Consider the following 13,141-nt stretch of genomic DNA (forward strand, 5'->3'; position numbering starts at 1 on the left):
CTGAGGCACTCAAGTCAGGAGGAAACTATTTCCGCGGCTTCCGCGTATCCTCTTCCGCCGCCTGCCTGCGCAAAAAAGCCTCGACGTCGGCCTGCACCGAATAGGGCGTCGGGATGGCGTCGCCGGCGGAATCGACGGCGGTGTCGAGGCAGCGGCGCAGCATCCTTGCGAGCTCGGCCTTGCGGTAGGGCTTTCGCAGCAGCGGTGCGCCCATCGTGGCGCGGCCCTGCGCATGCAGCGAGTCGTAGGCGTAGCCCGAGGTGAACAGGACCCGCAAAGAGGGGCGCTGCGCCACCATTTGCTCGGCGAGCTCGCGTCCGTTCATGCCGCCGGCCATCACGATGTCGGTGAAGAGCAGGTCGAACGGCTTGCCGCCCGCCTCGATCGCGAGCGCCTCGGTCGCATTCGCGGCCGGGATCACGGTGTAGCCGAGGGCTTCGAGCTGCACCGTGACATATTGGCGGACGTCGTGGTCGTCCTCGACGCAGAGCACGGTTTCCTTGCCGCCGACGATCTTGCGGTCGTCATAGCCGGTCGGGCGCAGCGCGCTCGCCTCCGCCTTCGGCAGATAGATCGTGAAGACGGTGCCGCTTCCTTCCTCGGAGGCGACCTTGATGCCGCCGCCGGACTGCTTGACGAAGCCGAACACCATGCTGAGCCCGAGCCCCGTGCCCTTGCCGACGTCCTTGGTGGAGAAGAACGGATCGAAGATGCGCTCCAGGATGGCTGGCGGAATGCCCGTGCCGGTATCGGCAATCTCGATCTCGACATAGTGTCCGGCATAGCCGGCGCCGACCGCGACGGCCTCGCGCACGCCGAACACGACGTTGCGCGTCGTCAGCGTCAGCCTGCCGCCGTCCAGCATGGCGTCGCGGGCGTTGATCGCGAGGTTGAGCAGCGCCGAGCTCAGCTGGCCGCGATCGGCGAAGGCGAGCCAGACGTCGCGGTCGAGTTTTGTGACGATCTCGATCTTCTTGTCGAAGGTCGCCAGCAGCAGCTTGGCCAGTTCGTCGAGCAGCGCGTTGACGTCGATATCGGCCGGCTGCAGCGCCTGCTTGCGCGCAAAGGACAACAGGCTCGACGTCAGCGCGGCGCCGCGATCGGCGGCCTCGCTGATCAGCTTGGTGATGGTCGCAAGCGGCGGGTTGTCCTTCACGGCGTCGGCGAGGATCTCGATGGTGCCCGTGATCACCGTGAGCATGTTGTTGAACTCGTGCGCGATGCCGCCGGTGAGCTGGCCGACCGCCTCCATCTTCTGGGACTGCACCAGTTGCTCCTCGGCGGCGCGCTTCTGGGTGATGTCCCTGACGAAGGTGTTGACGATGGGACGTCCGCCCAGCCGCAACACCGTGCTGGACGCCTCGGCCAGGATCCGCTCGCCGTTCCTGTGGATCAACGTGAGCTCGAAGCGCATGCCGGCCGGCGTGTTCGACAACTCCGGAACCAGCCGCGCCATGCGCTGACGGAAGGCGGCGCGCAGCGGCTCGGCGACGATGAGGTCGACGACGTCCGCGCCGAGCGCCTCCTGGCGCGTCCATCCGGTCAGGGCCTCGGCCTGGAAGCTCCATTCCAGCACGGTGCCGCTGTCGTCGATCTGGATGAAGGCATCGAGCGCGGTCTTGATGACGGCTTGCGTGATCTGCGCGGCGTCGCTGCGGGCCCGGTCCAGCTCGGCCGATTGCGCGGCGCCGTGCTTGTCCTCCGCCCTCTCGATCGCGCGCGTGCAGAGCCGCACGAGCAGCATGGCGCTGGCGGCGCTGGCGACGAGGGCTGCGACCTGGGCGATACCGAATCCGGGGCCGGCCACGGCAGTGGAGGCGAGGAGGGCCGCCGCGGTCACGACGACTTGGGCGGCCATCGCGAGTGTCAGAAGCCCCCTGAGTTTCATGGTCTCCCACCAACGCGATCCGGAGCGGACCCCCATGTCCGCCCGGCAAATGAGTCCGGTCTCCCGTGGCTACAGAGTCAATGCGGCGTCGTCGAGGGGCAATTTGCGCCGGTAACGGGCGGCGGTCCGCCTCAAACCGGGGACGAATCGGTCTGGCGCAACGTCGTGACCCAGATCACGCGGGCGGCCTGCTGGGTCGGATTGTCGAACATGTGGGGCACGATGCTCGGAAAACGGAAACTGTCGCCGGCTTCCAGCACATGGGCCTCGTTGTCGAGCCACAGCCGCAGGCTGCCGGAGAGGACGTAGCCGGCCTTCTCGCCGGTGTGCTGCAGGAAGTCGGTGCCGGAGGAGGCGCCGGGATTGAGCGTGAGCTCGTAGAGCTCGAGCTGGCCCTTGCCTTCGGGGGTGAGGGCTTCCTTGACCACGCCGCTTGCGGTGAGCCGCAGCAGGCGGCGACTGCCCTTGCGCACGATGTAGCGCTGCACGTCGGCGGGATCGCTGGTCTCGAAGAAATACGAGATGGGCACCTCGAGCGCGATGCTGAGCAGGCGCAGCGTGCGGATCGACGGCATGGCGCGTGCGCGTTCGAGCTGGCTGATCATGCCGGTGGAGAGGCCGGTCTTGGTGGCGACGTCCTGGATCGAGAGACCGGCGCGCTGACGCAGCAGCCGCACGGTCTCGCCGAGGCGCTGGTCGACCGCATCGTCAGCCTCGACCGTTGGAGCGTCCTTCGTGCCGTTCATATCGCCGCGACCATCCATGTCGCTTCTCCCATGCATCATTTCAGCCCCGAACCGCCGTCGGTTCGAGCCTTCAGGCAGATTGAAAAGGTGGCGCATACTAGCAATGTGATTGACAGCTGTATTTAGTCATGATGAAATTTTGATCGAAAAATGTAGAAGCACTAAAGCCCACTCCTGTCCCTTGCCGGGGTCTCGGGGCGCGGGAGACGGTGCCGCGTGCGGGAACGGAGACTGGTCATGGCAGACAGCACCGGCAAGTTCGGCGTGGGCGGATCGCGCTTCGGCATTCCAAATCGCCGACAGATCTTTCAGCTCGGCGCAGGCGCCGCAGCGGGATGGACGCTTTCAGGCAACGCCTTCGCCCAGAGTGAACGTCCCTCCAATCCGCCGGACAAGCCGCGCGGGCAGGTGATCGCGGCGCTGTCGCAGGAGCCGACCGTCTTTCATCCGCTGATGCCCGGCATCGAGGTCGACCAGGGCGTCTGGTGGCAGGTGTTCTCGCTGCTCTGGTACATCGACCCCGCGGGCAATTTCGTTCCCGATCTCGCCCGCGAAGTGCCGACCATCGAGAATGGCGGCCTGTCGGCCGACGGCCTGACCTGGAAGATCAAGCTGCGCAGCGACGTGAAGTGGCATGACGGCACGCCGTTCACGGCGGAGGACGTCAAATTCTCGCTCGAGCTGATCAACGATTCCAACTTTCGCGCGCGCAGCCGCGTCGGCCATAGCCTCGTCAAGGATATCAAGGTCGTCGCGGCGGACGAGATTCATTGGCGCATGGAAGCGCCTTACTCGCCCTACATGTCGATCTTGGGCTCGCTCACTTTCATCGTGCCGAAGCACATCCTGGAGAAGGTGTCAGATCCGAACGCCTCGCCGTTCCACAATGCGCCAGTTGGCACTGGCCCGTTCCGCTGGGGCGAGCGCGTGCCCGGCGACCACATCCTGCTCAATGCCCACACCGGCTATCACGGCAAGGGGCCGTACGTCGAACGCGTGGTGTTCAAATATATCCCCGACCTCACCGTGCTCTACACCCAGTTCCGCACCGGTCAGGTCGACTACACCGGCCTGCAAGGCATCCTGCCGAATTTCGTGCAGGAGGCGAAGACGCTGAAGGGCCGCAAGATCTTCGTCTCGGCGACGTCGTCGGTGGAGCACATCGCGCCAAACCTCGAGTTCGGCCCCTTCGCCGACCGCGCGGTGCGCGAGGCGCTCTACCTCGCCATCAACAAGCAGGGGATCATCGACGCGCTCTATTACGGCCTGCCGACGCAGACCGAGAGCTTCGTGCCGCAGCAGGCCTGGTCGTTCCAGCAGGGGTTGCCGCAGCACAAATACGATCCCGCCAAGGCCAACGCGCTGCTCGACGCGGCCGGATGGACACGCGGCTCCGGCGGCGTGCGCGAGAAGGGCGGGGTGAAGCTCGAATTCACCAATTCGACGACATCGGGCAACGCCGTGCGCGAGCAGACCCAGCAGCTCCTGATCCAGGACTGGCGTGCGATCGGCGCTGCGATGCGCGTCAACAACATGCCGGCGGCGGTGATCTGGGGCGATTTCTGGCAGCAGTCGAAATTCAATTCGGTGCTGGTGTCGGTCAACTTCATGCTCGGCAGCGACCCCGACGTGACGCCGCGCTTCGGCTCCGGCGCCATACCCGCCAAGGGCGGCCGCGGCTACAACACCTATCAGTACAAGAGCGAGGCGGCCGATCGTCTGCTCGCCGATGGCGCGAGACAGTTCGAGATCGCGCAGCGCAAGACCACCTATGGCGACCTGCAAAAGCTGATCCGCAACGACCTCGCGATCCTGCCGCTGTTCCAGGGCTTCATCGCCGAGGGCGTGAAGGAGGGACTGCAGGGCTTCCGCCCCAACATCAACACCTCCATCAATTGCTGGAACATCCGCGAATGGTACTGGGCCTGATGGATCGGTTGCGCAGGGCAGCCTGAAATGGCCCGCTACGTCGTCAACCGCTTCGCGCAGGCGATCATGCTGCTGGTGATCGTGTCCGCGATCGGCTTTGCCATCCTGCACATGGCGCCGGGCGGTCCGCTGTCGCAATTCGCCGCCTCCGCGCAGATGACGCAGGAGGATCTCGACCGCGTCACCAAACAGCTCGGGCTCGATCGGCCGCTGCCGATCCAGTATCTCGACTGGTTCGGCCGCATGCTGAAGGGCGATTGGGGCAAGTCCTATCGCGACGGCGAGGCGGTGCTGTCGGTGATCTCCTCGCATCTCGGCGCTACGCTTGAGCTGATGGCGACGGCGACGATCATCGCGGTGCTGCTCGGCTGCTGGATCGGCATCCTTGGCGCGCTCAGGCGCTATTCGCTGTTCGACACGCTCGGGACCGTCGGCGCCATGATCGCGCTGTCGATCCCGACCTTCTGGTTCGGCCTCGTCACCATCTACGTGTTCTCGGTGAAGCTCGGCTGGCTGCCGGCCGGCAACCGCCAGACCATCGGCGACGGCTCCTTCCTCGACCTGCTGCATCATTTGATCGCGCCCGCGATGGTGCTGGCGCTGGTGGAGACCGCGATGTGGGGCCGCTTCATGCGCTCCTCCATGCTCGAGGTCATCAACCAGGATTACATCCGCACGGCGCGCGCCAAGGGCATGCCGGAATGGCGCATTCTCACGGTGCACGCCCTGCGCAACGCGCTGCTGCCGATGATCACGGTCGCGGGCCTGCAGTTTCCGACGCTGCTCGGCGGCGCATTGGTGGCCGAGACCGTGTTCACCTGGCCCGGCATGGGGCGGCTGTTCCTGGATTCGATCGGCTACCGCGACTATCCCGTGGTGATGGGCATCCTGATGTTCTCGGCGACCATGGTGCTGATCGGCTCGCTGCTCGCCGACATCCTCTACGCCGTCGTCGATCCGCGCATCCGGGTGGGCTAGCGATGGCAACCGCAGTCTTGCCCACCGCCCAGCTCGCGCCCGGTCAGGCCGCATGGCGGCGCTTCCGCCGGCATCGCCTGGCGCTCCTCGGCGCCGTCATCATTCTGGTGCTCGTGCTCGGCTCGGCGCTCGGTCCGTATCTGCTGCCGTTCGACGACACCTATATCGACATCATGAAGCGGTTCGCGCCGCCGCTCTCCGGCGCGCACATCCTCGGCACGGACGAGCTTGGCCGCGACGTGCTGGCACGGCTGATGATGGGCGGGCGCATCTCGCTGTCGATCGGCATCGTGGCGATGGTGATCGCGATGGTGGTCGGCATCGTCGTCGGCGCCTTCGCCGGCTTTTATGGCGGCGTGCTCGGCGCGGTGCTGATGCGGCTGGTCGATGCCGTGCTGTGCTTTCCGACCATCTTCCTGTTGCTGGCGCTGGCGGCGCTCACCGAACCCGGCCTCGTCACCACCACGGTGCTGATCGCGGCGACTGCGTGGATGGCGGTGGCGCGCGTGGTCGAGGCCCAGGTGCGCGCGCTCAGGGAGCGCGAATTCGCGGTGGCGGCGCTCGCCTTCGGCTCGTCGAACCTGCGCATCATGTTCCGCGAGCTCGTTCCCAATGCGATCGCGCCGATCGTGGTCGCCGCGACGCTGAACGTCGCGAAGGCGATCCTGCTGGAATCCTATGTCAGCTATCTCGGCTACGGCATCCAGCCGCCGGCCGCGAGCTGGGGCAACATGCTCAACAACGCACAGATCTATCTCACCAGTGCGCCCTGGCTTGCGATCGCGCCGGGCGTCGCCATTACGCTCGCGGTGACCAGCTTCAACTTCCTCGGCGACGGCCTGCGCGATGCGCTCGACCCGCGCATGAACATCCCATGATCCGCAAACTCGTGACCACAAGAATTCGATCGAACTGACCTCCAGGAGTGCTCCATGTCCCCGCCACTCAACCGTATCAACAGCGACGAACGCCTGCCGGCGCAGGTGGACGTCGTCGTCATCGGCGGCGGTGTCATCGGTGTCTCCGCGGCCTATCATCTGGCGAAGAAGGGGCACTCGGTCGCGCTGGTCGAGAAGGGCCATGTGGGCGGCGAGCAGTCGAGCCGCAATTGGGGCTGGTGCCGGCAGCAGGGCCGTGCGCGTGAGGAGATCCCGCTGGCACGCGAGGCGCTGCGGCTGTGGGAGGACATGCAGAACGATGCCGGCGTCGATGCCGGTTTCCGCCGCACCGGCGTCTTGTTCCTGACCAAGAGCAAGGACGAGCTGGCGAGCTGGGAGAAGTGGGCCGCCGTCGCGCGCGAGATGCAGGTGCACTCCACCGTCCTGACGCCGGCCGAGGTCGCCGAGCGCATGCCGGGCAATACCGACAAATGGGTCGGGGGCCTGCACACGCCGAGCGACGGCCGTGCCGAACCTTCGATGGCCGTGCCCGCGCTCGCCGCTGCCGCGCGAAAACATGGCGTCACCATTCATCAGGGCTGCGCGGCGCGCGGGCTGGAGACGACGGGCGGGCGTGTCAGCGCCGTCGTCACCGAGAAGGGCACCATCCGCACGCAAGCGGTGCTGCTGTCGGGCGGGGCGTGGTCGTCGCTGTTCTGCCGCCGCCACGGCATCGAGCTGCCGATCGGCCTCGTCAACGCCACGGCATGCCGGACCACGCCGGCGCCGGAGATCACCTCCGGCGCGCTCGGCACCGATCTCTATTGCATCCGCCGCCGTCTCGACGGCGGCTTCACGCTGGCGCTGCGCAACCGCGGTACGGTCGAGCTGTCGCCCGATTTGTTCCGCTATGCCCGCACGTTCTGGCCGACTTATCTGCATCGCAAGAACGGGCTGAAACTGTCGTTCGGCAAGTCGTTCTTCGACCAGATCATGCGCGGCACGAGCTGGAGCTTCGACAAGCCGTCGCCGTTCGAGACCGAGCGCGTGCGCGATCCCGAGCCCGACATGTCGCTGGTCAACGCTGCGCTCGCCTCATTGATCAAGGCGAATCCCGAGCTGAAGGACATCGAGATCGCGGAAGCCTGGGGAGGAACGATCGATTGCACGCCCGACACTATTCCGGTGATCTCGCCGGTCGATGCGCTGCCCGGCTTCTTCCTCGCCACTGGCTTCTCCGGCCACGGCTTCGGCATCGGCCCTGCCGCCGGCAAGCTCGCCGCCGATATCGTCACCGGCGCGACGCCGCTGGTCGATCCCGCCGCCTACAGCCACAAGCGCATGATCGACGGCCGGCGGCTGGCGCCGGTCAGCCCGTTCTGAGGACCTGCATGACGGTTCTCTACAAGGCCAACATGGTGCGCGGTGCCGAGTGGGCGCGCTTCTTCGCGGAGCGCGCGCCCGACGTGCCGTTCCGGCTCTGGCCTGACATCGGCGATCCCGCCGATGTCCGTTACCTCGTGGCCTGGGTGCCGCCGGACGACATCGCGACGGCCTTCCCGAACCTCGAGCTCGTCTTCTCGGTCGGTGCGGGCGTGGACCAGTTCGACGCATCAATAGTTCCGGCGCACCTTCCGCTGGTTCGGATGCTGGAGCCCGGGATTACCGAGACCATGGTCGAATATGTCACCATGGCCGTCCTGGCCTTGCATCGCGACCTCCTCGATTTCATCAGCCAGCAGAAGGAGCAGGTCTGGCGCGAGATCCGGATCACGCCGGCCAGGCGCCGGCGCGTCGGCGTCATGGGGCTCGGTCAGCTCGGACAAGCCGTGCTCGAACGTCTCAAGGCGTTCGGCTTTCCGCTATCGGGGTGGAACCGCTCGCCGCGCGAGATCGATGGCGTCACCTGTTACGCCGGTCGCGATGCGCTGCCGGACTTCCTCGGGCAGAGCGACATCCTCATTTGCCTGCTGCCGCTCACCGACGAGACGCGCGGCATCCTCGACGCAAAACTGTTCGCGCGCCTGCCGCGCGGTGCGGCTCTCGTCAATGTCGGACGCGGCCCGCACCTCGTCGAAGCCGATCTTCTCGCGGCCCTCGACGGCGGCGCGATGTCGGGCGCGGTGCTCGATGTCACCGATCCCGAGCCGCTGCCTTTAGGCCATCCGTTCTGGAGCCACCCGCGCATCCTGCTGACGCCGCACAATGCCGCCATGACGGCGCCGGACACCGCCGTCGATTTCGTGCTCGACGTCATCGCGCGCCACCGCCGCGGCGAGGAATTGCCGGGACGTGTCGATCGCACGCGGGGATATTGAGGGATGGCGATGTTGATACAAGTGCAGCCACGGGCTCCCCTTACCTCTCCCGCTTGCGGGGGAGGTCGGCGCAAAGCGCCGGGTGGGGGTTCTCTCCTCTTGGGGGCCCTCGCTTGTGGAGACACCCCCACCCCAACCCTCCCCCGCAAGCGGGAGAGGGAGCGCACCTTCGCTGGTGCACGTGCAGGGGTCTTCGCATGAGCACTGGCGCCACCAGAGCTGATCAGGTCGCAGCCGACACGAAATCGCCCGTGCTGTCGGTCGCGGGCCTCACCACCTCCTTCATGCTCGAGCGGACGTGGATTCCCGTCGTCCGCAACGTCTCCTTCGACGTCGCGGCCCGGGAGACCGTGGCGATCGTCGGCGAGTCCGGCTCGGGCAAGAGCGTCACCGCGCTGTCGATCATGCGTCTCATTTCGAAGGAGATCGGCCGCGTCGAGGGACGCATCATGCTGGCCGGCCGCGATCTGCTGGCGTTGCCGGAAGCCGGCATGAAGGACATCCGCGGCAACGACGTCGCCATGATCTTCCAGGAGCCGATGACGAGCCTCAATCCGGTGCTCACTATCGGTTTCCAGATCGCCGAAGCGCTGATCCAGCATCGCGGCCTGTCGCGCGCGGCGGCGGAGGCGGAGACGGTGCGCCTGCTCGATCGGGTCCGCATCCCCGCGGCGAAGGCGCGCTTTCACGAACATCCGCACCGCTTTTCCGGCGGCATGCGCCAGCGCGTGATGATCGCGATGGCGCTGGCCTGCAAGCCGAAGCTCCTGATCGCGGACGAGCCCACCACCGCGCTCGACGTCACCATCCAGGCGCAGATCCTGGAGCTTCTGAAGGAGCTTCAGCAGGAGGAGGGGATGGCGATCCTCTTCATCACCCATGACATGGGCGTGGTCGCGGAAATCGCCGACCGCACCGTCGTGATGTATGGCGGGCAGGCGGTGGAGACGGACGCCACCGCGCGCATTTTCGACGCGCCCTCGCATCCCTACACGCGCGCGCTGCTTGCCGCCGTGCCGCGCCTCGGTTCGATGGATGGCCGTGCGCGGCCGATGCGCTTTCCCATCGTCGACAAGGTGACGGGCACCTCGGACGAGCCGGCCGAGACGCCCGACACGGTCTCGACGGCCGAGCGTCCGCTGCTGGAAGTTTCAGGCCTCACCACGCGTTTTCCGATCCGCTCGGGCCTGTTCGGAAAAGTCTCGGGCCGCGTCCATGCGGTCGAGAACGTTTCCTTCACCTTGCGCGCCGGCGAGACGCTGGCGCTGGTCGGGGAGTCCGGCTGCGGCAAGTCGACCACGGGCCGGTCCATCCTCAAGCTGATGGAGCCGGACAGCGGCACGGTGTTGATCGACGGTCAGGACGTGCGGGCCATGAGTGGCCGAGCCTTGCGCGACTTCCGCAAGCAGATGCAGATCATCTTCCAGGATCCGTTCGCGAGCCTCAATCCGCGCATGTCGGTGGGAACGGCGATCGCGGCGCCCTTGCTCGCCAACGGCCTCGCGACGGCGTCGCAGGCGCGCGACAAGGTCGCTGACCTCCTCGTCCGCGTCGGTCTTTCCGCCGACATGGCCGCGCGCTTTCCCCACGAATTCTCCGGCGGTCAGCGCCAGCGCATCTGCATCGCCCGCGCGCTCGCGCTCGGGCCGAAGCTGATCGTCGCGGATGAGGCGGTCTCCGCGCTCGACGTCTCGGTCAAGGCCCAGGTCGTGAACCTGATGCTCGACCTGCAGGCCAGCATGGGCCTTGCCTATCTCTTCATTTCCCACGACATCGCGGTGGTCGAGCGCATGAGCCACCGCGTCGCGGTGATGTATCTCGGCGAGATCGTCGAGATCGGCCCCCGTGCCGCCGTGTTCGGCAATCCGCAGCATCCCTACACCAAGAAGCTGATGGCCGCCGTGCCGGTGCCGGATCCGTCACGCCGCGGCACCAGGCGCGAAGCCTCGAACGACGAGATCAGAAGCCCGGTGCGCGCGCCGGATTACCAGCCGCCGGTGCGGCACTATCGCGAAGTCTCGCCGGGCCACGTCGTACAGGCCTGGGGCGAGGAATGGTCGGCTTAAGTCGCCTCACGAATTGACGTGCACGAAATCCCGCAGCAGCGGGTAGATCTCGTTGTTCCAGCGCCGACCCGAGAACACGCCGTAATGGCCGACGCCGGCCTGCATGTGGTGGACGCGGCGATAGGCGCGCACGCCGGTGCAGAGGTCCTGCGCCGCCAGCGTCTGGCCGATCGAGCAGATGTCGTCCTTCTCGCCCTCGACCGTCATCAGCCCCATGCGGCTGACGGCTTTGGTGTTCACGGGGCGGCCGCGATGCATCAACTTGCCCTGCGGCAGAAGATGCTCCTGGAACACGTCGCGCACGGTCTCGATGTAGAACTCGGCGGGCAGGTCCATCACCGCGAAATATTCGTCGTAGAAGGTCTTGATGGTCGCGGCCTTCTCCCGCTCGCCCTTGGCGATGTGGTTGGCGAGATCCATGTGCTGCTTGATGTGGCGCTCGAGATTCATCGAGACGAAGGCGGTGAGCTGCACGAAGCCGGGATAGACCTTCCGGAGCGCGCCGCGGCATTGCACCGGCACGTAGTTGATCAAGTTCTGCTCGAACCAATCGATCGGCTTGCTCTTGGCGAAGTCGTTGACCCTGGTCGGCTGGATGCGGGTGTCGATGGGACCGGCCATCAGCGTCAGCGTCGCCGGCCGCGAGGGATGGTCGTCCTCGCACATGATCGCGGCGGCCGCGAGCGCGGAGACCGACGGCTGGCAGATCGCGACCATATGCGGGCGCGGGCCGAGCTGGCCTAAGAAGTCGATCAGATGCTCGGTGTAATCGTCGAGGCCGAAGCGGCCTTCGCTGCGCGGAATGTCGCGCGGGTTGTGCCAGTCGGTGATGTAGACGTCGTGGTCCTGCAGCAGCGTCTGCACGGTGCCGCGCAAGAGCGTGGCGAAATGGCCGGACATCGGCGCCACCAGCAGCATGCGCGGCTGCTCGCCGACGCCCTCTTTCCTGAAGTGCAGCAGCGAGCCGAACGGCGTTGCGTAGGCGATCTCTTCGGTGACGGCGATCTCGCGGTTGCCCACCATCACGCTGTCGATGCCGTAGGCGGGACGGGCGTAGGTGAGGGTGGAGCGCGAGATCAGCTCCAGCGCGGCCGAGAGCCGGCCGACGACCTGGTCCGACATGCCCTGCGGCACCAGGCCGAGCAATCGCAGCGCGGACGAAGCCCCAGCGCGCCACGGCGCCGTCAGGTCCATGTGGTTCTGAAAGGCCTGATAATACATCGACATCATACTGAAACGCCCACCTGTCCCCCTGCCGTCATGCAATATCGAAGCCAGACGGAAGCCCGGCCGCCTCCGGAATTGGCACGTCGCTTGCTGCGCTCCGGGCGGGAAGCACGGGACACGAGCGGGCCCCGCGCGGGTTGCGCGGTGCCCGCGATCAGGCGGGAGGCAAGAGCCGCATGGCAAAGGCGACACTGACCATCAGCAGCAAGAACTATTCGTCCTGGTCGCTGCGCGGCTGGCTGCTGGCAAAATTCTCCGGCCTCGATTTCGAGGAAATCGTCACCGCGCCGGACGATCCCTCGGCGCGCGCGGAGATCCTGCTGCTGTCCTCCTCCATCCTGGTGCCGTGCCTGCGGCATGAAGGCGCCGTGGTCTGGGACACGCTGGCGATCGCCGAATATCTCAACGAGGTGATGCCGGCCGCCGGCCTGCTGCCTGAAGACCGCGTGCAGCGCGCCCATTGCCGCTCGATATCAGGCGAAATCCACTCCGGCTTCACCACGCTGCGCGCCTCGCTGCCGGTGAATCTGAAGGGCCGCTTTCCCGGCTTCAAGATCTGGTCGCGCGCGCAGGCCGACATCGACCGCGTCTGGTCCATCTGGCGCGATTGCCTGGCCGCATCGGGCGGCCCCTTCCTGTTCGGCGCGCAGCGGACCATGGCGGATGCGATGTACGCGCCCGTGGTGACGCGCTTCGTCACCTACGACGTCAAGCTGGAGCCGGGCCTGAAGGCTTATGCCGACACTGTCATGGCGATGCCCGAGATGGCCGAATGGATCGCGGCTGCATTGGAGGAGCCGGCCGAGATCGAGGAGCTCGAGGTCGAATATTAGGCAGGCATGGCGCCGCCCCGCCTGTTTCGGGGGCGGCGACCGGCGTTGCCCGCCCTGGCGCTATGGCCTTGTCATCGTTAACTTTTGGCGCCCACGCGGGCCGCGCTCGTCGTTGCTGCTGCACAGATATTGTACGCCCTCGCGCGGCCGTGCCGACATCTAGCCGTGAACAGGTGCGTACACGGCCAATCCGCTGATTCGGACGTGATTCGTTCGGGCCGCGTTCCGAAGGTTAAGGCGGAGCGCGGCGCCGTTGCATTTTGGAACAGCTACGTGCT

General features: G+C 66.5%; 10 protein-coding genes. 7 read left to right on the plus strand and 3 right to left on the minus strand.

What is annotated here, in order from left to right; all coding sequences use genetic code 11:
• Positions 1 to 25: 25 nt before the first annotated feature.
• Together QRQ56_RS28695 and QRQ56_RS28700 are read right to left on the minus strand one after the other, a co-directional pair.
• Positions 26 to 1,888 carry an ATP-binding protein gene (locus QRQ56_RS28695; RefSeq protein WP_438744541.1) on the minus strand — a complete coding sequence of 621 codons (1,863 nt, stop codon included), beginning with the start codon at positions 1,886 to 1,888 and terminating at the stop codon, positions 26 to 28.
• 131 nt (positions 1,889 to 2,019) lie between these two features.
• Positions 2,020 to 2,652, minus strand: a complete 633-nt coding sequence (locus QRQ56_RS28700; protein ID WP_438744542.1) for a cupin domain-containing protein — start codon at positions 2,650 to 2,652, stop codon at positions 2,020 to 2,022.
• Between the two features lie 219 nt (positions 2,653 to 2,871).
• On the opposite strand from QRQ56_RS28700, the gene QRQ56_RS28705 reads away from it, so the two are divergent.
• The 6 genes from QRQ56_RS28705 (at position 2,872) to QRQ56_RS28730 (ending at position 10,803) form a co-directional block, all read left to right on the plus strand.
• Positions 2,872 to 4,563, plus strand: a complete 1,692-nt coding sequence (locus QRQ56_RS28705) for a peptide ABC transporter substrate-binding protein (RefSeq protein ID WP_438744543.1) — start codon at positions 2,872 to 2,874, stop codon at positions 4,561 to 4,563.
• 27 nt (positions 4,564 to 4,590) lie between these two features.
• Entirely contained in the window at positions 4,591 to 5,541 is a 951-nt protein-coding gene (locus QRQ56_RS28710; RefSeq protein ID WP_438744544.1) for an ABC transporter permease, read from the plus strand.
• Between the two features lie 2 nt (positions 5,542 to 5,543).
• Positions 5,544 to 6,419, plus strand: coding sequence for an ABC transporter permease (locus QRQ56_RS28715; protein WP_438744545.1), 876 nt, complete (start codon positions 5,544 to 5,546; stop codon positions 6,417 to 6,419).
• Positions 6,420 to 6,473: 54 nt separating this feature from the next.
• Positions 6,474 to 7,802 (plus strand): NAD(P)/FAD-dependent oxidoreductase, encoded by a 1,329-nt coding sequence (locus tag QRQ56_RS28720; RefSeq protein WP_438744546.1) that lies wholly within the window; start codon positions 6,474 to 6,476, stop codon positions 7,800 to 7,802.
• Between the two features lie 8 nt (positions 7,803 to 7,810).
• On the plus strand, positions 7,811 to 8,737 hold the full coding sequence (locus tag QRQ56_RS28725; protein WP_438744547.1) for a 2-hydroxyacid dehydrogenase: 927 nt from the start codon (positions 7,811 to 7,813) through the stop codon (positions 8,735 to 8,737).
• Between the two features lie 197 nt (positions 8,738 to 8,934).
• Positions 8,935 to 10,803, plus strand: coding sequence for an ABC transporter ATP-binding protein (locus QRQ56_RS28730; protein ID WP_438744548.1), 1,869 nt, complete (start codon positions 8,935 to 8,937; stop codon positions 10,801 to 10,803).
• 6 nt (positions 10,804 to 10,809) lie between these two features.
• On the opposite strand, the gene QRQ56_RS28735 is transcribed toward QRQ56_RS28730, so the two are convergent.
• Positions 10,810 to 12,033, minus strand: coding sequence for a polyhydroxyalkanoate depolymerase (locus QRQ56_RS28735; RefSeq protein WP_438744549.1), 1,224 nt, complete (start codon positions 12,031 to 12,033; stop codon positions 10,810 to 10,812).
• A 173-nt stretch (positions 12,034 to 12,206) separates the two neighbouring features.
• Between QRQ56_RS28735 and QRQ56_RS28740 the strand changes: the two genes are divergently transcribed.
• The gene (locus QRQ56_RS28740) at positions 12,207 to 12,863 is read left to right on the plus strand and encodes a glutathione S-transferase family protein (RefSeq protein ID WP_438744550.1); all 657 of its coding nucleotides are present in this window, start codon (positions 12,207 to 12,209) and stop codon (positions 12,861 to 12,863) included.
• Positions 12,864 to 13,141 lie beyond the last annotated feature (278 nt).

It is taken from the genome of Bradyrhizobium sp. U531 (assembly GCF_051710265.1).
Lineage (GTDB): Bacteria > Pseudomonadota > Alphaproteobacteria > Rhizobiales > Xanthobacteraceae > Bradyrhizobium.

Coding starts and splice junctions, on each gene's coding strand:
- QRQ56_RS28695 (WP_438744541.1), bottom strand. CDS start 1,888: ATGAAACTCAGGGGGCTTCTGACACTCGCGATGGCCGCCCAAGTCGTC.
- QRQ56_RS28700 (WP_438744542.1), bottom strand. CDS start 2,652: ATGGATGGTCGCGGCGATATGAACGGCACGAAGGACGCTCCAACGGTC.
- QRQ56_RS28705 (WP_438744543.1), top strand. CDS start 2,872: ATGGCAGACAGCACCGGCAAGTTCGGCGTGGGCGGATCGCGCTTCGGC.
- QRQ56_RS28710 (WP_438744544.1), top strand. CDS start 4,591: ATGGCCCGCTACGTCGTCAACCGCTTCGCGCAGGCGATCATGCTGCTG.
- QRQ56_RS28715 (WP_438744545.1), top strand. CDS start 5,544: ATGGCAACCGCAGTCTTGCCCACCGCCCAGCTCGCGCCCGGTCAGGCC.
- QRQ56_RS28720 (WP_438744546.1), top strand. CDS start 6,474: ATGTCCCCGCCACTCAACCGTATCAACAGCGACGAACGCCTGCCGGCG.
- QRQ56_RS28725 (WP_438744547.1), top strand. CDS start 7,811: ATGACGGTTCTCTACAAGGCCAACATGGTGCGCGGTGCCGAGTGGGCG.
- QRQ56_RS28730 (WP_438744548.1), top strand. CDS start 8,935: ATGAGCACTGGCGCCACCAGAGCTGATCAGGTCGCAGCCGACACGAAA.
- QRQ56_RS28735 (WP_438744549.1), bottom strand. CDS start 12,033: ATGATGTCGATGTATTATCAGGCCTTTCAGAACCACATGGACCTGACG.
- QRQ56_RS28740 (WP_438744550.1), top strand. CDS start 12,207: ATGGCAAAGGCGACACTGACCATCAGCAGCAAGAACTATTCGTCCTGG.